The 17,882-nt window shown below is 42.0% G+C and carries 18 protein-coding genes and 1 tRNA gene; 1 reads left to right on the plus strand and 18 read right to left on the minus strand.

The features are described from left to right. Window positions 1–5: 5 nt before the first annotated feature. From PHW01_00925 to PHW01_00960, 8 genes are all read right to left on the minus strand, one after another. Window positions 6–1,757: a V-type ATP synthase subunit A gene (locus PHW01_00925; GenBank protein MDD5626568.1), complete on the minus strand. Its 1,752-nt coding sequence runs from the start codon at window positions 1,755–1,757 to the stop codon at window positions 6–8. Between the two features lie 55 nt (window positions 1,758–1,812). Next, window positions 1,813–2,124 carry a V-type ATP synthase subunit F gene (locus PHW01_00930; protein ID MDD5626569.1) on the minus strand — a complete coding sequence of 104 codons (312 nt, stop codon included), beginning with the start codon at window positions 2,122–2,124 and terminating at the stop codon, window positions 1,813–1,815. Between the two features lie 51 nt (window positions 2,125–2,175). Next, the gene (locus tag PHW01_00935) at window positions 2,176–3,147 is read right to left on the minus strand and encodes a V-type ATPase subunit (protein MDD5626570.1); all 972 of its coding nucleotides are present in this window, start codon (window positions 3,145–3,147) and stop codon (window positions 2,176–2,178) included. 81 nt (window positions 3,148–3,228) lie between these two features. Next, entirely contained in the window at window positions 3,229–3,819 is a 591-nt protein-coding gene (locus PHW01_00940) for a V-type ATP synthase subunit E (protein MDD5626571.1), read from the minus strand. Window positions 3,820–3,918: 99 nt separating this feature from the next. Continuing rightward, window positions 3,919–4,389 carry a V-type ATP synthase subunit K gene (locus PHW01_00945; GenBank protein ID MDD5626572.1) on the minus strand — a complete coding sequence of 157 codons (471 nt, stop codon included), beginning with the start codon at window positions 4,387–4,389 and terminating at the stop codon, window positions 3,919–3,921. Window positions 4,390–4,606: 217 nt separating this feature from the next. Then, complete coding sequence (locus tag PHW01_00950; GenBank protein ID MDD5626573.1) at window positions 4,607–6,547, minus strand: V-type ATP synthase subunit I; 1,941 nt, start codon at window positions 6,545–6,547, stop codon at window positions 4,607–4,609. A 64-nt stretch (window positions 6,548–6,611) separates the two neighbouring features. After that, the gene (locus PHW01_00955) at window positions 6,612–6,932 is read right to left on the minus strand and encodes a hypothetical protein (GenBank protein MDD5626574.1); all 321 of its coding nucleotides are present in this window, start codon (window positions 6,930–6,932) and stop codon (window positions 6,612–6,614) included. A 140-nt stretch (window positions 6,933–7,072) separates the two neighbouring features. Further along, on the minus strand, window positions 7,073–7,573 hold the full coding sequence (locus PHW01_00960; protein ID MDD5626575.1) for a hypothetical protein: 501 nt from the start codon (window positions 7,571–7,573) through the stop codon (window positions 7,073–7,075). Window positions 7,574–7,761: 188 nt separating this feature from the next. On the opposite strand from PHW01_00960, the gene PHW01_00965 reads away from it, so the two are divergent. Continuing rightward, on the plus strand, window positions 7,762–8,997 hold the full coding sequence (locus tag PHW01_00965) for an AIR synthase-related protein (protein ID MDD5626576.1): 1,236 nt from the start codon (window positions 7,762–7,764) through the stop codon (window positions 8,995–8,997). Between the two features lie 315 nt (window positions 8,998–9,312). Here the strand turns inward: PHW01_00965 and PHW01_00970 are convergent. From PHW01_00970 to PHW01_01015, 10 genes are all read right to left on the minus strand, one after another. Then, window positions 9,313–9,386: transfer RNA gene (locus PHW01_00970), tRNA-Lys, on the minus strand. Window positions 9,387–9,487: 101 nt separating this feature from the next. Next, window positions 9,488–9,997, minus strand: a complete 510-nt coding sequence (locus PHW01_00975) for a hypothetical protein (GenBank protein ID MDD5626577.1) — start codon at window positions 9,995–9,997, stop codon at window positions 9,488–9,490. A 119-nt stretch (window positions 9,998–10,116) separates the two neighbouring features. After that, complete coding sequence (gene dnaJ, locus PHW01_00980) at window positions 10,117–11,265, minus strand: molecular chaperone DnaJ (protein ID MDD5626578.1); 1,149 nt, start codon at window positions 11,263–11,265, stop codon at window positions 10,117–10,119. Between the two features lie 102 nt (window positions 11,266–11,367). Beyond that, window positions 11,368–11,778, minus strand: coding sequence for a DUF296 domain-containing protein (locus tag PHW01_00985; GenBank protein ID MDD5626579.1), 411 nt, complete (start codon window positions 11,776–11,778; stop codon window positions 11,368–11,370). A 49-nt stretch (window positions 11,779–11,827) separates the two neighbouring features. Continuing rightward, on the minus strand, window positions 11,828–12,112 hold the full coding sequence (locus PHW01_00990; protein MDD5626580.1) for a hypothetical protein: 285 nt from the start codon (window positions 12,110–12,112) through the stop codon (window positions 11,828–11,830). A gap of 334 nt (window positions 12,113–12,446) precedes the next feature. Continuing rightward, window positions 12,447–14,354, minus strand: a complete 1,908-nt coding sequence (dnaK, locus tag PHW01_00995; protein ID MDD5626581.1) for a molecular chaperone DnaK — start codon at window positions 14,352–14,354, stop codon at window positions 12,447–12,449. A gap of 163 nt (window positions 14,355–14,517) precedes the next feature. Continuing rightward, complete coding sequence (locus PHW01_01000; GenBank protein ID MDD5626582.1) at window positions 14,518–14,964, minus strand: Hsp20/alpha crystallin family protein; 447 nt, start codon at window positions 14,962–14,964, stop codon at window positions 14,518–14,520. 74 nt (window positions 14,965–15,038) lie between these two features. Continuing rightward, complete coding sequence (locus PHW01_01005) at window positions 15,039–15,626, minus strand: nucleotide exchange factor GrpE (GenBank protein ID MDD5626583.1); 588 nt, start codon at window positions 15,624–15,626, stop codon at window positions 15,039–15,041. Between the two features lie 163 nt (window positions 15,627–15,789). Then, a complete protein-coding gene (locus tag PHW01_01010) occupies window positions 15,790–16,569 on the minus strand; it encodes a hypothetical protein (GenBank protein MDD5626584.1) in 780 nt (259 codons plus the stop codon). A 231-nt stretch (window positions 16,570–16,800) separates the two neighbouring features. Then, window positions 16,801–17,781 carry a hypothetical protein gene (locus PHW01_01015; GenBank protein MDD5626585.1) on the minus strand — a complete coding sequence of 327 codons (981 nt, stop codon included), beginning with the start codon at window positions 17,779–17,781 and terminating at the stop codon, window positions 16,801–16,803. Between the last annotated feature and the right edge of the window lie 101 nt (window positions 17,782–17,882).

Here is a 17,882-nt window from a genome sequence, read left to right on the forward strand (position 1 = left end):
ATCAATTACACCACTTTCTCTATCTTCTCCCAAACCTTTTTATACTCTGCCTCTATTTTATCTTCGGGAATAAATTTGAGTCGGGCAATATCTTCAATAATTTCCTGCTTAAATAATGCCTTCAAGTCCAACTCGTTAACTTTGGAAAGCGCTAAATCGTAGAAATCAATAATAATCTTTAACATACCGTATTGTTTAGATAAGGAGGTATAGGTATCAATTTCATCAAAGGCATTCTGATGCAAAAAGTCTTCCCGAATCATCCGGGCAACGCGCAAGATTAATTGGTCCCGCGAACCTAAAGCGTCAAAACCGACCAAACGCACAATCTCTTCCAGATTGGCTTCTTCCTGCAAAATTTCCATTGCTCTTTGACGATACTGGTTAAAATCCGCGGCGACATTATTTTTAAAATACTCCTCTAAATTTTCAGTGTATAAAGAATAGCTGGTCAGCCAATTAATCGCTGGGAAATGGCGCTTGTAGGCGAGCGCTGAATCCAAAGCCCAAAAAACCTTGGTAACCCGCAAAGTGTTTTGCGTCACCGGTTCAGAAAAATCGCCGCCCGGCGGCGAGACCGCGCCAATCACGGACAAAGAGCCAACGCGCTTCTCCGATCCTAAACACTCCACGCGGCCAGCGCGTTCATAAAACGCCGCCGTCCGCGTGCCGAGATACGCAGGATAACCTTCTTCACCGGGCATCTCCTCCAGCCGTCCTGACATTTCCCGCAAAGCCTCGGCCCAGCGCGAAGTGGAATCCGCGGTAAGCGCGACTTTGTAACCCATATCACGATAATATTCAGCGATGGTAATCCCGGTGTAAATAGACGCTTCGCGCGCCGCCACAGGCATATTAGAAGTATTGGCAATCAAAATCGTGCGCTCCATTAATTGTCTTCCCGATTTCGGATCTTTCAATTCCGGAAATTCAATCAAAACATCGGTCATCTCATTCCCCCGCTCCCCGCAGCCGATAAAAACGATAATCTCCGCATCTGCCCATTTAGCTAACTGATGCTGAACCACAGTCTTCCCGGACCCAAAAGGACCCGGCACGCAAGCTGTGCCGCCTTGGGCAAGCGGGAAAAAGGTATCAATCACTCTCTGTCCTGAAGCCATTAAAGTATCAATGGGTAAATTTTGTTTCACCGGCCGCGGAATCCGAATCGGCCAACGCTGCAACATTGTAATCTCTTGTTCGCCTTGCGCTGTTTTAATCTTCGCGACAATATCTTCCACTTTGGATTGACCAGCCTTTATTGCCGTGATTTTCCCCCGCGCACCCTGAGGCACCATAATTTTATGCATAATCAAGGAGGTTTCTTGAACCGTACCTAGAATATCGCCTTCCTTCACAACATCCCCTTCCTTTTTTACAGGCTTAAAATCCCATTCCTTTTCGCGGTCAATCCCCGGTACTTCCATACCCCTCGCAATAAAAGCGCCAGACTTGGCAAAAATCAAATCTAATGGTCTTTGAATGCCGTCATAGATGGCTTTAATCATTCCCGGTCCCAGTTCCACAGACAAAGGTCTGCCAGTTGTCTCCACTAACTCTCCCGGTCCAACACCGGCGGTGTCCTCATATACTTGAATGGAGGCTTGGTCTTGGTTTAAGCCAATAATCTCGCCGATTAATTTTTTCTCCCCCACTTTGACCACATCAAACATCCGCGCATTAGGGATGCCTTCGGCGATCACAAGCGGACCGGAAACTTTAACAATGATTCCCTGTTTATTTTCTAAATTAGACATAGTTTAAAAAAGCTAAAAATTAAAAGCGAAAAGCTAAAAGTTAAAATTCTTCTAATTACCTTTTGGTTACATCAGTCCCGACCGCGCGCAACATCGCATCGTGAATAATTTTAGAAGCAAAACCTTTCGCTCCGGAAGGATCAGGAATAATGGTAATCGCTGGAAAGGTTTGCTCATTTAATTGTTGAATCATCCCATAAATCTCTTCAGCCAAAGATTCAGGAATAAAAAGAACACCTAAATCATCTTGCGCGATTTGATTGAGTCTCGCGCGCGCTTCGGCGCTATCCCTCACCGCGTATGTCTCCATTCCTAAAGCGTGGAAGCCTGCAATAGTTTCTTTTTTACCTATAATGCCAATTTTCATATTCCGTGGTGAAATCACCCGTAGAGACGTTGCACTGCAACGTCTCTACTTTTAGTATCCCACCAGCCTGTGAATTTCTGCGGACCCAATCCCAGCACTCTTCATCACCATAATTTTGTGAATCAGCTTTGTCTCCTCTACCTTTACCTGCCAAAAAGCGAAGACCGGCTCAATGCCCAGAATTTTATTCTGCGCTTTTTCTAAAATTTCAAATAAAATTCGGCGCGCCGCGAGCTCCAAAGAAAGCAGCCCTTCTTTTTCCACCTGCTCTTCAAGATGTTTAAATTCTGCCTGCTCTGCGAAATCGTCAATGGACTTAACAAATTTATCTTCATTAGAAATTTTAAACCGCCGCAAGGGAATCAAACCGCCGGGAATAAAATCCGCTTCCTTCCCTCCCTCACCCCGAATACGAAAATAAATTTTCACATTAAACAAATCAATCTCTCGCCGCAGAAAATCCTTCAAAATCTTAGATTTAATTCGCGCAAGTTCCCTTATTAAAATCTCAATATATTTACGATCTAAAATCAAATCAATTTCTTGAGGATCTTGATTTTTTTCATAATTTTCAAAAACTTCACGAATCACCCCATTCAGATTGTCAGGCAATTCTTTTTTTGTCCCTTCTAAAATCACCTCCCGTAATGTATCCAATTCAATCGTTCCCAAGTTGTTTAATTGCACATTTTCCCCCTGAAATTTGAGTTTTATTAATGATTTGAGATTAAGAAAATCATACTTGAGCCATAAAAACCGCAAATCCTTATCTCGTGAAAAAAGTTTTAAAATCAAATCTTTAACCCCCTCTAAACCCTCATTTAAAACAACATCAAAATCTTTAGGGCCTTTAATGTCTCCTAAATACTGACCATAGTGAGTCTCATTGAAAACATGCAAAGCCTCCTCGGCGTTCTTCGCTTCAATCATTCTCTCAAAATCATTTTGATCCAAAAATTCCGACTCCAAAGTCTTCAAATAAGAAACGAGGTAAGCATTGTGGGTATGGTTTTGAGGAAACATCTTCCTATAACGTGTAACCTCTAAACTTGTAACGCAAGAGTCCTTCTTGAATTACAAGTTTCTGGTTTCAGATTACACGCGTTACTGAAATAAAATCTTCGCTACTTCACTTTCTAATTCCTGCCGCTTTTCTGCCATCAGATGGTCAAAAATATAATCTTCTTCCATAAAATCGCTGGCCGCGATAAAACCGCCTTGACCATTCACTATCTTACTGGATAGCTTAAAACTGGAATGCTTTGGCACTAATTTTGCCAAAACCGATTGACTATTCGCAGTCGGGATAATTTTCACTTTTTCCCCGCCCAAATGCTTGCGGACGTTTTTCAAAAACATTTCTAAAAGCTTCTGTCGCGCCACAGGCTCTTGTTTAGTTAAAGATTCTAAAGCACGGCTAAAAACTTCATCAATTAATGCTTGCTTTTTGCGTAAAAGATTATTCTTTGCTTCCCAGATGGCTTGGATCCTCATCTGCTCTCTCAAAGCCTCCTGTAAATGCTTCATCTCTGCGGTAAAAACGCGATATCGCTCTTGGATTCTCTGCTTCACCTCATCCCTCATCTTTTGCGCCTCTTCTTTGGCTCCGGCTAAAATTTGCTCGGCTTCTTTCGCGCCTTCCGCTAAAATTTTCTCTTTGATGATTTCTAAAGACATCAAAATCCATTGCTTCATTGTTTCACCGTTTCATTGTTGAAAATCCGACAATGAAACAACCTCTCGCCTTTAACTAAAGATAAAAGAGTGAAAACAATGTAACAATAGCCTGTTACTTTATCCAATCTTAATCCCGTTTATCAGTAAGATTGTAGCCAGTAGTCCTAGAACCGCATAGGTTTCCACCATCGCCGCCATAATCACGCCCTTGCCTGCCGTAGATTCATCCTTCGTAATCATATGCAATCCGGCAACAGAAACGCGCGCCTGATAAATCGCCGAAATCAGACCACCTATGGCAACAGGAAGGCAGGACAAAAGTATTTGCCAGCCAATGGCAGTAGGAACTTCAAGGGGATTGCCAGCCAAAAGACCGACTTTTAAAAGCACCCAAAAACAACCCAAAAAACCATAAATCCCCTGCGTAGCTGGCAATGCCTGAAGGAGTAAAACCTTACCAAAGATTTCACTCTTTTGACCGGTAACGCCTGCCCCGGCCTCTCCAGCCATACCTACCCCCAAAATAGAACCGATCCCTGCTAAAATAACCGAGGCTGCTGCTCCGATAATCGCAAGAACAAGACCCATAAATTTAGGACGAATTTATGTCGGGGAAATTTATTTGTATTTAACTAATCTTCCCACATAAATCCGCTATTAAACTTTATAAATTTCTAATTCCTAATTGACCTAATTAACCTAAACAATAACTAATGATTAATGCCAAAATGTCTAAATATTTGGTCATTCTGAAATTGGTCATTGGACATTATTTAGAATAATTAGAATAATTAGAACAATTAGGTTAATTCCCCTTTATCTTCGTAAACCTATATTCCCTCTTGAGCGGCTTAAACATCCTCCCTCCGCCTTCCATAAACTTCGGAAAAAATTCCACGAACTGCAGACGCGCGGAATGAATAAAGCCGCCTAAAATGTTAATCCCCATATTGAAAAGATGCCCGCCAATCAAAATCGGAATCATCACCAGCACGCCTACATAAGGAACCATATCGCGAAAAAGCAAAGCGATCACATTAATCACTAACCCGATAATACTGGTGGTTAAACCTAAAGCCAGAAGCCGTGAATATGACAAGATATCCGAAAGCATCCCTACGACTTTATAAAGCGACAAAAGACCGCTAGTAAACTTCAAAAAGATATTCTTTTTCTGATACCCTTGGGTCAAAACTAAAATTGCAGCGAAACCAATCACGGTATAGCCCCCGATTTTAGCCAAAGATGGAAAAAATAATTTCGTGATTCCAAAAAAAATAATCGCCAAGATCGCCCACACCCAAATAAAATCCCCTAATAGGGCTTCCTTAATCCTTTTTTTTGATAAAAGATATTTCACATTCACCATCCGCGCAAACCAAGATTGCAACAACCCAAATAACAAAGAAATAATCATAATTTGCAAAGGACTTTTAATCGGATCAATAACCTGCAGGGAAAGAAGAAAATCGCGCAAGCTTGATGCTGGGAGATCTATTAAGCTGATGCTGAAATAGGCTCCGTAAAGCACCCCAACGATGATTGTGGTAATACTGCAATAAATCATTAATTTAAAAAGGCGCTTCACCCCCTCTGACAACTTCAAATATTTCACCGCTGCCACACTGGCAATCAAAAGGACAATGCCATAACCAGCATCGGAAAGGCACATCCCAAAAAATATCGCGAAAAAGAAGGATAAATAAGGGGTGGGGTCTAATTCATTATATTCTGGAAGGCCGTAGATTCGGGTTACGGATTCAAAGGGCTCCATAAGGTTTCTATTAGCCACAATCACTGGCACCCGTTCACCCTTTTCTTTCTCTGTCTTTTCTAAATAAACACCAGGAAATTTTGGAGGCAAAATTCGCTGTAATCTTTTAAAACCAAAGCTGGAAGTCCAGCCAGAAATAAAACTCATATAGCGCGTATCTTCTATCCAACCTGTTGTATCTTTCACTTTCTTCTTATTCTGCCAGTAATCATAAACCATTTTGACCTTTCTTTCCTCGCGGCTTGCCCGCTTGATTTGCTTTAAGACATCTCTTTTTAATTTATGAATTTCTTCCAGCCTTTCTTCTATTTTTTGAATCTCCGCGGCGGGCGTATTCTCGCAAGGCAAAACAACAATGCTAAAACCCGTGCTTTGTAAATCGCGCAAAAAGGTCTCTTCATTTTTCTTGAGGTATGTGATCACCAGATAATAATCCTTGACCTCCTCTTTGACTTTGCGAATATTCACCTCGCCATCCACCACCTTTTTTAAATTGGATAAAGCTTGCGCCGGAAGAACACCCAAGATTGATTTGGTTCTTCCAGTTTCCAAATCCGCCCGCATCAAACCTAAAGTCTGCCACGGCCTTAAGATCTCCATTTTTTCTATCTGTTCTTTTTCCTCTATTTGCAACCTGACCAAATCATTATCCCATTTTTTAAGATCATTCACTAACTTTGAATAATCAAAACTTCGGCAAATTTTTTCAAAATCCTGGTGGGAAAATTCTAGCGGACCAGCCAAAAATTTTTTGATTCCCGTTAGCGCCCCTTCTTTTTCTTTCACCACGCGCTCCTTAAAAAGATCCAAGACAAAATCCAATTCCGCAAGCAATAAATCAATTTCGTGCTCACTAGATGGTTCTTCTTTTTTTGTCCGCACATCCACAACTTCCACATCTCCCCTTTCCTGCAAATAAGAAAGGAGCGCGCTCTTCTGGTGTTTACGAACCACGATATTAAATTTTTGCATCGGAATGATCATAAAATCTGATTAATTTAGGCCACGAAGATAGTTAAGCAAGAATTAAAATTCTCTAAATTTCGTTTAAAATTTTCTCTACTACAAAATCCGCCGCTGTTTCAGTTTTACCCTGCGCCTTCGCGGCGATACTTCCGACCTCCTTCTCATTATCTTCTAAAATTTCTTTTTCTATCTTCTTTGCTTCTTCAGCCGCGGTTTTTAAAACCTGCTCTTTTTGTTTTAAAAAGTTTTCTTCTTCTCTCTTTATTGCTACTTCTGACTCTAAGCGCCCCCTCTCTAAAATCTTTTCTTTTTCTTTGTGCGCCCTTTCTACTATTCTCTGCGCTTCGGCTTCTACTTTTTTAATTTCTTTCAAGGTTTGTGTTGACGACATTGGTTTCAAAAATTAGCCAAAATAAAAAAATTCTTAAGAAAAAGACATTCAATGCCTAGTTTACTCTAAATTGCAGAAAAAGCAAGAGATAAATTGTGGATAATCTAAATAAAAAAACCGCCTTCTTATAAAAGGCGGGGTTAATCTCTGTATCGTGCCCGATCTGGGACTAATTGAACTAGGCATCCTGGAATTTCCCAAAAATTCCTTTTGCTAGCATATCCCGCGTCAAAAGCATCAATTAAGATATGGAAGCAATAAGCAATAATTGGCCAGAAGCTATGGGTCAAGAACCATGCGCCCAGTATGATAAGCGTAGCCATTGGCCAAGTGTGAAAGAGATTCGCTTTTTTACCCTCGCTCTTAATCCAAGCTTGCCTAAAAGGAATTTTATCTTGCTTGCGAATCCTTAATGCTATTTTCACTCGTTTCCAGTGGAAAAGATGATCCACGTCCACCAGAACGCCTAGGCAAAAAATAATTGTCACAACCCGTGCAGAGTGCCATCCGAAACTTAAAGTCGTTGCCAAATTGTTTAACCAATAAGCCACAAAAACGAAAGTAGTACCTACTATATGTGTTCTCGAGCTAGCCATTTCATAACCTCCTTCACTATTCTGAACAACAAGAAAACGCGCCATACCATACCATGATTAAAGTACTATTATCTAAAGAGCAATATTTTATTTAACCATAAAATCAAAAATAAATCAAGAGTTTGCAACTAATAATTTACTTGCTATCCTAAACATTACAATCTAATATAGAATTGGAGGGAAACGATCTTTTCAAAATTACGCTACCCCTTACAAGGGATGGGAGGAAATCTATGCCAGACAAGTATAGAACAGAAATTATTGATCCGGGCGACCAAGCTTCACATCTTGCCCACGAAGTCTGCGTCCAAAGCTACTCTAATTGTCCAGCGGTCATTATTATTCCGCACCAACCGGGGAATTTTCGCGGACCAGTCGGTTTTCTTTGGAAGCCGCACATCCTGGAAGCGATGGCGAGAAACAGGGTTGATCCCCAAAGCGAGGCATTAACCCATTGGGAAATGCTCCAAGAGGTGGAAAATGACGGCGCTGGCGGCAAACCCCAATTTTTCACGCTGCTGGGAATACCTGAATTCTTTCAACGTCTGGGCTTCGAGATTATCACAATGACTGCCGATGATTTCGCCCGCTCTGGAAGATTTCCCGCAGTGATGGTGAATGAAATAAACGCGAAAAGGATTACCGCGGAAAACTTCCCTCTCTTTAAAGCCACAATGGAAGGATACGGCGAGGCGCTGAAACAATCTGGACTTGTGAATATCACCGGCGAAATTGCTATAATGAAACACAGCATCACTGCTTTCTGCGACACGAGATCTTCAGCAGAATTTATTCTCACTTGGGGAGGCACTTGTATCGGCTTAGCCCACCGTGATCTCTTGACTGATGGGTCGGAAATCAAGCCCGGAATGCCGATTGTCGGATTCTGGGAGCCGGGCTACCGTTGCAACGGCGGCACATTCTTCACCAACTTAATCCTAAAAAAATTCGGACCGGAGATACAAAGAATCAAAGATAATCCGCGAGCTCTGGACTTTATCGCCAATTTAACCATACCTTCCAGAAGTTACGCCCGCACTATTACACGTATCGCGGGCTGGTATCCGGACGGAAGTATCGGCAAGCCGCTAGCTAAGATTTACGGCATTGCCCATATCACCGGCGGCGGGGTCTGGAAAAAATTTGGCGAGTTGCTGCCCGAAGGCGTTGGAGCGAATCTTGACTCTATGCCCGAACCTGCCGAGGTTTTAAGACAAGGTCAGGAACTTTCTTGGGATCTTCCGGATTTAAGACTCACGGACAGACAAGCCTATGGCACGCTCCACGGCGGTTGCGGTATGCTTATTATATGCGCAAAAAATGACGCGGAAAAAATTATCGCGGAGGCAAAAAAAGATATAATCCGCGCAGAAGTGGTTGGCGAAACAACAATATCGCCGGACAGAGAGGTAATTATTCACTCACGTTTCAAGGAAGGCGGAATCCTTTCTTCAAAAGATCGGGAATAAAAAACACTATATAGGAAGAGTTTAATTCTCTTCCTTTTTTTGTAGAAATATAAATGGCATTACAAAAAATTGTCTTTAACATAAAAGGCTTGCTCGAAATAGCAAGCCAGCTAAAAAAATACTATCTCCTAATATCTAGGTTATGTCTTTTTTACAGGTTCTCTTTTTATTTCAGGACAGGGCCATTTCCCGCAATACAAACCGCCAATTAAATCTTGATCTTCAGTATGAATAAAACTCAAAACTACAATTTAAAAAATTTTCATTTTAAATCATAGTTTTGAATTTGCAATTTGAGTTTTGAATTTTCAATAGTGCGCGCGGAGGGAATCGAACCCCCGACCGTCTCCTTAAAAGGGAGCTGCTCTACCTAACTGAGCTACGCGCGCTCGCAACGAAAAAACAAATATAAAAAATGATTTTGACTTCCCGATTATATACAAAAAATCCCCCCTTGTCAAAACTTTTGCATTTAAAAAGGAAGGAGGACTTAGTCTTTTTCTCTACGCCAAAGGATAAAACCCGAAATCAACATCAAGACTGCCGGCGCTAAAAACCACCACATCCGATAGTCAATAATATAAGATGAGAGACGAGAAAAAGTTAAAATTTGAATCTCTAATTCTGAATTTAAGAATAAACTTAAAATGGATAAAAGCATCGCGGCAAGCAAAAAACCGTAAATGCCAGACATCACTAAATTGACCATTCCCTTTTTGCCGGAACTTGCGGCTAAATATTCCGCCCAAAGTGCCAACAGAACCATTATTACTAAAAACAAGCCTATTTTGAGTGCGGGAGATGCCCAAATCCCGTAACTTTCAATATTCAAAACATTATTCAAACAGCTGACAACTTTATTCCCGACCTCATTCACTACCACGAAACTAATGTAACTGGAAACAAAAAGCACCACGATTTGCCCTTTCCGGAAAATAAAACCATAACCAGCGCCGATCGCTAAAAATAAAATTAGTCCAAAATCCCAAGTAGAAAACATAAGTTTTTTTGCCCGCAGAATAATAGAAGGCGGACCTGCCCACCGAAGCTGAATAGTAGCACCGGTGGGTTTTTGTTTTTATTTGAATTTAATCAACCTTTTAGTATTATACCACTTTTTTAGAAAAAATTCCAAAATCCCTTATCTTTATCCACATTCGCCGTTTCGCCTCCCTCGTTCTCCAGTTCTCTAAGGAGCGCTCTTTCCCGCCGCGAAAGATGCCTCGGCACAATTACGTTAACCTTAACCAATTGATCGCCGCGGCCACGACCGCCAAGATGAGGAATGCCTTTTTCGGAAAGCTTAAAGATCTTGCCCGATTGGGTTCCCGCTGGAATTTTTAATTTCACCGCGCCATCATAGGTCTTAACCCTCACTTCCCCGCCTAAAGCGGCTTGAGTAAAAGAAATATTTAAGGCGGTTAAAACATCGTCTCTTTGACGCTCAAAATAACTAGAAGGTTTAATATGAATATTTAAATAAAGATCGCCGGAAGCCGCGCCGCGCACCCCCGCCTCGCCTTTGCCTTCCACCTTAATTGTTTCGCTGTCGCGCACTCCCGCTGGTATCTCCACAACAATCCTCTCCTCATCCACCACCCGACCCGTGCCCGAGCAGCGCGCGCAGGGATGATTCACTTTTTTTCCTTCCCCTCCACATTCAGGGCAGGGAGACACTTGGGAAAAATTCCCCAAGAAAGTCTGCCGCGTAATCCTCACCTGCCCCGTTCCTTTACAACGGGGACATTCTGTAACCTTGCTCCCCGGCTCTGCGCCGCGACCGTGGCAACGGCTGCATACTACCTCTTTGCGCAAGCGCATTGTCTCCCGCGAGCCCGTAAAGACTTTTCCAAAATCTAATTCCAAATCCGCTTGAATGTCCGCGCCGCGCCCTCCCTGCCTCTCGCGCCGGCGGCTCCCGCCAAAACCGAACATATCCGAAAAGATATCGCCTAAATCAAAATCTGCAAAATTCGCGTTAGAACCTTGGCTACGAAAATTATTAAAATCAAAGCCTGAAAAACCAGAAAAGCCAGCGCCTCCGCCCGAGGCTCCGGCTTCGCCAAAAGTAGTGCCGAATTGGTCATACTGGGCGCGCTTCTTCGGATTTCCCAAAACCTGATAGGCTTCATTTAGTTCCTTAAACTTAGCCTCATTGCCTCCATCTTTATCCGGATGATGCTGGTGCGCCAATTTTCGAAAGGCTTTTTTAATTTCTTCTTGGGTGGCGCTTTTAGAAACGCCGAGAGTAGAATAGTAGTCTTTCATAGTTTGTAATCAGTAATTGGTAATTAGTAACTAGTAATTCCGCAGACCAAATGTAGTTATCCCCAATTACTGATTACTGATTACTAGTTACTAATTACTAATTCAAATCTCCAACAATTTCAATCCAATCTCCTCCGAATATTTTCTAGAAATTTCAGCGTCCCATTTGCGCACGACGATTTCGCAAGTGGCGGCGACGCGGGCTTCTTTCAAATGTCCGCCGAAAACTTGCATCACGGCGTTCCCTAAAGCAATATGGGCATGCAAACCCCCAGCCGTGATAGTCGCCACTAAATTAACAATCTCTAATGGTTCATTAAATTCTTTTTCACTATATTCTTTTTTATCCACACGGTAATGGGCAAGCTTAGCATAATCCACCGCCCCTAAACCCCAAAGAATGCCGCTTGCTATTTTTTCTTTTTTTAAAAAATCTTCTACGGTCTTCACAATTTCTTCTCCCCGCTCTAATCTCAAAAGATATTCATTTTTAAAAACCTTTTTAATCCTCATAAATATATATAAAGACAGAAACAGTTAAAATAAGAGGTGAAGCCCAAGTTCACCTCTCCTCCTCCTTCTTTTGGACCTCAAAAGAGCGCAAAATACCTACAGGGGCTAATCCAGATATTGCACCATTGACCTTTAGCTTGCCGTCTACTTCAGTCATTTCAAAACTAAATTCCTGGCCATTCTCTAAAGCTTTGAGGTCAAATTTGAGCTTCAAGTCCCTGGGGTCAACGATTTCCATAGTTCCGGTCAACCTTTGATTATCACGATCAATGGTGACCTCAAAAACCGTTCCTGCCTTTTCTTTCCTCACATTGATCTTTTCTCCACCAAACATTCAAATCACCTCTATTTTCTTTAATGGCCAGATTGTAGGATAAATAATTTTAAAATTAAAAATAGCCAATACCTCTCCATAACCAAAACCGCCCCACTAATCCCATAACTTAATGGTTTTGGTTTTGGCAAGTACACCCCGCAAGATATTTTGTCCGCGGGGGCGAGGCCCATTTTCAAGAAGATTTTTTCATCTTCTCATTCCTTCTCGCTAATCTCTAGAGAATTAGCGAGAAGGTATACGAAAAGATAATCTTCCACTAAGTAAGGCAATAAAGAACGATTTACCCCATTAGAAATAAACCGGGATTAGGAACAAAGTTCTCTAACGGGGTTTATTTCTTCACTTCTTCATACTTCCCTTCTTCGGGTTTCTCTTCTTTCTTTTGATCTGGAGCGCTTTGCGCCCCGCTCCCTTGCTGCTCAGAGCTTGTTTGAGCCGCCTGCGCTGCCTGATACATCGCTTGACCAATTTTTTGAGCGACTTGGGACAACTCTTCTATTCCTTTTTTAATCGCTTCAATATCATCACTGTCTTTGACTTTCCTTAAAGCCTCTAGTTTTTCTTCAATCTCTTTCTTATCATTTTCAGAAAGCTTATCTTTTGCTTCCTGGAGGGTCTTTTCGGTCTGATAAACCAAGCTTTCCGCCTGATTCTTGGTTTCTATTTTTTCTTTTTTCTTCTTATCTTCCTCGGCATGCGTTTCCGCTTCTTTTTGCATCTTTTCAATTTCCTCTTTAGACAATCCTGAAGAAGCTTCAATGTGGATTGACTGCTCTTTTCCAGTTGCCTTATCCTTTGCTTTCACATTTAAAATTCCATTAGCGTCAATGTCAAATGTCACTTCAATCTGCGGGATGCCGCGCGGCGCGGGCGGAATGCCGTCCAGAATAAAACGACCTAAAGACTTGTTATCTTGAGCCATCTCGCGTTCACCCTGCAGGACATTGATTTCCACCGATGGCTGACTATCCGCCGCCGTGGAAAAAATCTGGGTCTTGGAGCTCGGGATAGTGGTATTCCGCTCAATGAGCGCTGTGCGAATACCGCCTAAAGTTTCAATGCCTAAAGTAAGAGGCGTGACATCCAGAAGTAAAACATCTTTAACATCGCCTTGCAATACGCCACCCTGAATCGCGGCGCCTACCGCGACCACTTCATCGGGATTGATGGATTTATTCGCCTTTTTGCTGAAAAATTCTTCTACTGTCTTCTGCACGAGCGGCATCCGCGTCATTCCACCCACCAAAACTATTTCCTCAATATCTTTGGTTGTGAGCTCCGCGTCTTCCAAGGCTTTTTTGCAAGGCCCAATGGTCTTTTTCACTAAATCCCCGACCAAATCTTCCAATTTTGCCCGCGTGATTTTCAGAGTTAAATGTTTAGGACCCGAAGCATCCGTAGTGATAAAAGGTTGGTTAATCTCCGTTTCTTGAGCAGTGGATAATTCAATCTTCGCTTTTTCCGCCGCTTCCTTCAATCTCTGCATCGCCATCTTATCGCCGGACAAATCAAGCCCCTGATCTTTTTTGAACTCCTGCAAAATCCATTCAATAATTATCTGGTCAAAGTCGTCGCCACCCAAATGCGTATCGCCATTAGTGGACAAAACCTCCACCGTGTCTTTGCCGATATCCAAAATAGAGACATCAAAAGTGCCGCCGCCTAAATCATAGACCGCAATCTGTTGCTCTTTCTTTTTATCAAAACCATAGGCAAGCGCTGCGGCGGTCGGTTCATTGATAATCCGGCGCACATTTAAACCGGCAATCTTGCCCGCGTCTTTGGTCGCTTGACGCTGCGAGTCGTCAAAATAAGCCGGCACGGTAATCACCGCGTCCGTAATTTTTTCCCCTAAATGCTCTTCAGCGTCGGTTTTCAATTTTTGCAAAACCATCGCCGAAATCTCTTGCGGCGAATAAAATTTGTCTCCCACTTTTATCTTTACGCCCACGCCTTCTTCTTTAATCTCAAAAGGCATTACCTTTTTATCACGCTGCACTTCAGGATCGGAATATTTGCGGCCGATTAAACGTTTAATGGAAAACAATGTATTTTCAGGATTGGTAACAGCTTGCCGTTTAGCGAGTTGTCCCACGAGCCGTTCGCCGCCGCTCGTTATCGCGACCATAGATGGCGTGGTGCGGTTGCCTTCGCTGTTTTCGATCACAGTCGGCTTGCCGCCCTCCACGACCGCCATACAAGAATTTGTTGTCCCTAAATCAATGCCTAAAATTTTCATAGTTTTTATTAATATTCTTTTAACTACTAGAATCTCTACTCGCAATAGCAAAGAATACTAATTTTATGTTATCAATTGATCTAGAACGTGTTCTAGAAGATTCACCTTTTAGAACACCTTCTAGCCCCGCATCCTCCGAAAAATGAAGATTCGGGGCTTTTATTTAGTTTTCATTCTCTTTCACCTTGATGGCGATTTTCTTTGCTTCTGGCTTCTCCACCTTTGGCAAAGTAATCTTCAAGATGCCGTTCTCATAATCCGCCTCTGCTGTCTCACTCTCCACTGAAGTGGGAAGAGCGACAGCGCGGTAGAAGCTTCCGTAGCGCACCTCTTTACGATAATAATCCTTCTTCTTTTCCTCCTCTTTACTATCGATTTTGCCTTTAATTATAAGCGTGTCATCCTCTACAGAGATATCTACTTTTTCCGGCTCAATGCCTGGCAGAGCTGTTTCCACGACTACCTCCTTATCAGTCTGATAAACATCCACAGCAGGAATAAACTCTTTCACTTCTGAAAAACGCGGGCAGCAATCCTCACTCCAAGCATCTTCCATCATATCCCGCATACTGAATAGATCGCGCATCGGTGATAATTTCATGATTGTCATATTAATCACCTCCTTTCTTATTGAATTATGAATTAGGAATAAAATAATTTCCAATATTCCTAATTCATAATTCCCTATTCAACCTTAACCCTCGCTGGCCGAATAACTTTACCATTCAAGTTATACCCTTTTTGCAAAACCCCCACAATCCGGCATTCCTTATTCCCTTCTTGCTTTCCTGCTTCATCAGTTTCTTTCTTTTCCACGGCTTCGCAAGTATAGGGATCAAATTTATCCCCTGCCTTGAGCTCAATTTCCCGCAAACCTTCAGATTCTAAAATATTTTGGAAATGATTCTTAATATGTTTAATCCCCTCTACCCAGCTTGTTTTTTCCCAACCCTTGGGCGTATGCTTTAATGCCTCTTCCATGTGATCCAGAATCGACAGTATCTTTAATAATAATTCTTCATTGGCAAACTTGATTAAATCTAAATTCCTTTTTTCCATTCTTTTCCGATAATTTTCAAAATCCGCTCTTTCCCTCTGCCAACCCGCCAGATTTTCCTCTGCCATTTTTTTGCATTTCTCCAGCTCTTTGTTGGGGTCCTTTGATTGTTGTGTTTTATCCTTCAGGTCTGAAGACCCTTCGGGCCGTTCAGGCTCTGAAGAGCCCTCAGGCTCAAAGAGATCTGAACGATCTTTGTGCTTTGATTCTTTCATTATTAATTTATGAATTGTGAATTGTGAATCCCACCTACGCCCTTCGGGCTTCCACCTTCGCTGAAGCTTCGGCGGACAGGTCGGTGGGCAGGCATGAATTAGGGATTGAATTTTATAATTTATTATTCCTGATTCCTTATTCCTACTTCCTGATTCCTAACTATTAACTAAATAATTCTAAAATCTGATCTCCAAATCCCACCATCAACATTCCGCTTATGGTCGCGCCGCCCAAAAATTTAGTAACATAGTCTAAAATAGAAATATTGCGCGCGTAATGCATTCTTTTCGGACCAATCAGAGCGATAATCCCTTTTTCACCCGAGGGCAGCTCAAAATGAGACACCATTAAAGCACATTCTTGAGCCTCGCAAAAAGGATTTTCCCCTCCGATATATACCTCCAAATCTTGATCCTCGGATCTCGCTAAAACTTTAATATTCTCGTCTAAAAGATCAACCATTTGCGCCATTTCAGAAACTGATTCGGGGCGCGCGAATTCCGGCTCATTTAAAAGGCGTGAAAGTCCCGAATCAAAAACTAAATCTTCGCCCAGAATGCTTGTGAGAGCGACATTCCCCGTGAGTTTGGCTAAAAGCTTTGTCAAGTGGTGAAAGAGTTTCGCGTTTGCCGCCCTGGTCTTTAATAGTTCTAGAGCCAATTTCTTCTGCTCTTTACGGGACAAATTTCTATCCTGCATTAAATAGTCAATAAAATAGCGATAACCCTTGTCGGTCGGAATGCGTCCCGCGGATGTGTGCGGCTGGAGAATCAAGCCCTTTTTTTCTAGTGCAACCATTTCATTGCGCATCGTCGCGGTTGAAATATCAAAATGAAATTTTTTGACAATCCTTTCTGAAGAAACAGGCAAAGCGGTCTCCACGTATTCGCGAATAATCGCTTTTAAGATTTTATTTTGTCTGTCTGAAATTTTAATCTTCATAGGATAATATTCTTATTATTTATTTTCCTTTTCTTTAGTTCAAGACTTATCCACAGGATTAGCACTCACACTTCCTAACTGCTAATTCCATTATATACCCCTATTAGCACTTGTCAAGTAGGAGTGCTAATGTAGTTTCAAAAGTTAAAAAAACAAAAGGCAAAAATGGGAAAAATTCTATTAAAAAATCCCATTGGAATAACCAGTGGGTTTGGTTTTTATCTATATCTATTATTTCAAAAGCGCATTTAATTCGTCGTCAGTGAGTTGTGTCGGCGGCACATTCTGGGGATTGACGCCACCATTTTGCAAGGTGGTCGCGGCCGTATCATAAAACCACTCGGGGACACCAGCTAAAAATCCGGGTTTTTGCCATTCCTCTTCGCTGAAGTCTAAGGTGATGCCTTTCTTGGCTGCCTCTGCTTTACGAATTTTTTCGATTAACCCCCGAAGATCAAAAGTCTTCGCTTGATTGGTAATAATATTGACATGGTCCGAAGACAAGCGCACGATCACGAGATCAACGTGGACATATGCGCGCAAGAATCCAGGCAAACTCGTGTTATCCGTGTGCACCAAAATCACGCGCACCTTATATTTGCCGCGGCTGCAGACCCACTCACGCGTGGTTTTTTCTTTCTTTAATATCTTCCATTCTTCAGGCATTAGTTTTGTGCGCTTTTCCTCCTCGCGGTAATAGGCCTCAAAAATTTGTAAAACAATCCGCGCGGCGGCTTTTAAATCCTCTTGATAGCACTTATTTAAATTCATAATGATCCCTGAAAGACCAAAGGCGCGATCTAAAGGGTCTTCGGAAAGTGTACCCTTGCCCTCTAAATCATCGCGCTTAGCATAAGCTAAAATTTTCTTGAGAGCTGGATCATCCTGCACGCCCAGGTAAGAAGCCACGATTTCGCTCACACATTGCACCACCTTTTCCCCTTTGCGCTCCCTGTGATGATCAAAAATTCCTTCCCCGACGTCAATTAAAATATAGCCCTCTTTTCCCAGATCTTCTGCTTTTTTATCTTCCGGAAGATTAGTCCAAAATTCCACTTGCGCCTCTTTGACTCCTGGGAATTTCTCCTCCCCAAATCTTTTTAATAAAAACAAAGCCAGCAGGGTATCCGGCTGGAGTTTAGGATAGAGGATAATTGTATGATATTTTTTATTCATATCTGATCCAATGTTATTGTGAAGAAAAGTAAACATTTCTCTTTACGCTCCTTCATAATCACATTGTACCACATTTAGGAAAAAATGTTTTGGGGTCTGACATAAATGGTTACAATTACAGATAATTCTCATCAATT

Source organism: Patescibacteria group bacterium (assembly GCA_028717685.1).
Classification (GTDB): domain Bacteria; phylum Patescibacteriota; class JAQUNI01; order JAQUNI01; family JAQUNI01; genus JAQUNI01.

What these genes read in the sequence shown, in the direction of transcription:
- PHW01_00925 (MDD5626568.1), bottom strand. Translation starts at nt 1,757, where the DNA reads ATGTCTAATTTAGAAAATAAACAGGGAATCATTGTTAAAGTTTCCGGT.
- PHW01_00930 (MDD5626569.1), bottom strand. Translation starts at nt 2,124, where the DNA reads ATGAAAATTGGCATTATAGGTAAAAAAGAAACTATTGCAGGCTTCCAC.
- PHW01_00935 (MDD5626570.1), bottom strand. Translation starts at nt 3,147, where the DNA reads ATGTTTCCTCAAAACCATACCCACAATGCTTACCTCGTTTCTTATTTG.
- PHW01_00940 (MDD5626571.1), bottom strand. Translation starts at nt 3,819, where the DNA reads ATGAAGCAATGGATTTTGATGTCTTTAGAAATCATCAAAGAGAAAATT.
- PHW01_00945 (MDD5626572.1), bottom strand. Translation starts at nt 4,389, where the DNA reads ATGGGTCTTGTTCTTGCGATTATCGGAGCAGCAGCCTCGGTTATTTTA.
- PHW01_00950 (MDD5626573.1), bottom strand. Translation starts at nt 6,547, where the DNA reads ATGCAAAAATTTAATATCGTGGTTCGTAAACACCAGAAGAGCGCGCTC.
- PHW01_00955 (MDD5626574.1), bottom strand. Translation starts at nt 6,932, where the DNA reads ATGTCGTCAACACAAACCTTGAAAGAAATTAAAAAAGTAGAAGCCGAA.
- PHW01_00960 (MDD5626575.1), bottom strand. Translation starts at nt 7,573, where the DNA reads ATGGCGCGTTTTCTTGTTGTTCAGAATAGTGAAGGAGGTTATGAAATG.
- PHW01_00965 (MDD5626576.1), top strand. Translation starts at nt 7,762, where the DNA reads ATGCCAGACAAGTATAGAACAGAAATTATTGATCCGGGCGACCAAGCT.
- PHW01_00975 (MDD5626577.1), bottom strand. Translation starts at nt 9,997, where the DNA reads ATGTTTTCTACTTGGGATTTTGGACTAATTTTATTTTTAGCGATCGGC.
- dnaJ (MDD5626578.1), bottom strand. Translation starts at nt 11,265, where the DNA reads ATGAAAGACTACTATTCTACTCTCGGCGTTTCTAAAAGCGCCACCCAA.
- PHW01_00985 (MDD5626579.1), bottom strand. Translation starts at nt 11,778, where the DNA reads ATGAGGATTAAAAAGGTTTTTAAAAATGAATATCTTTTGAGATTAGAG.
- PHW01_00990 (MDD5626580.1), bottom strand. Translation starts at nt 12,112, where the DNA reads ATGTTTGGTGGAGAAAAGATCAATGTGAGGAAAGAAAAGGCAGGAACG.
- dnaK (MDD5626581.1), bottom strand. Translation starts at nt 14,354, where the DNA reads ATGAAAATTTTAGGCATTGATTTAGGGACAACAAATTCTTGTATGGCG.
- PHW01_01000 (MDD5626582.1), bottom strand. Translation starts at nt 14,964, where the DNA reads ATGACAATCATGAAATTATCACCGATGCGCGATCTATTCAGTATGCGG.
- PHW01_01005 (MDD5626583.1), bottom strand. Translation starts at nt 15,626, where the DNA reads ATGAAAGAATCAAAGCACAAAGATCGTTCAGATCTCTTTGAGCCTGAG.
- PHW01_01010 (MDD5626584.1), bottom strand. Translation starts at nt 16,569, where the DNA reads ATGAAGATTAAAATTTCAGACAGACAAAATAAAATCTTAAAAGCGATT.
- PHW01_01015 (MDD5626585.1), bottom strand. Translation starts at nt 17,781, where the DNA reads ATGTTTACTTTTCTTCACAATAACATTGGATCAGATATGAATAAAAAA.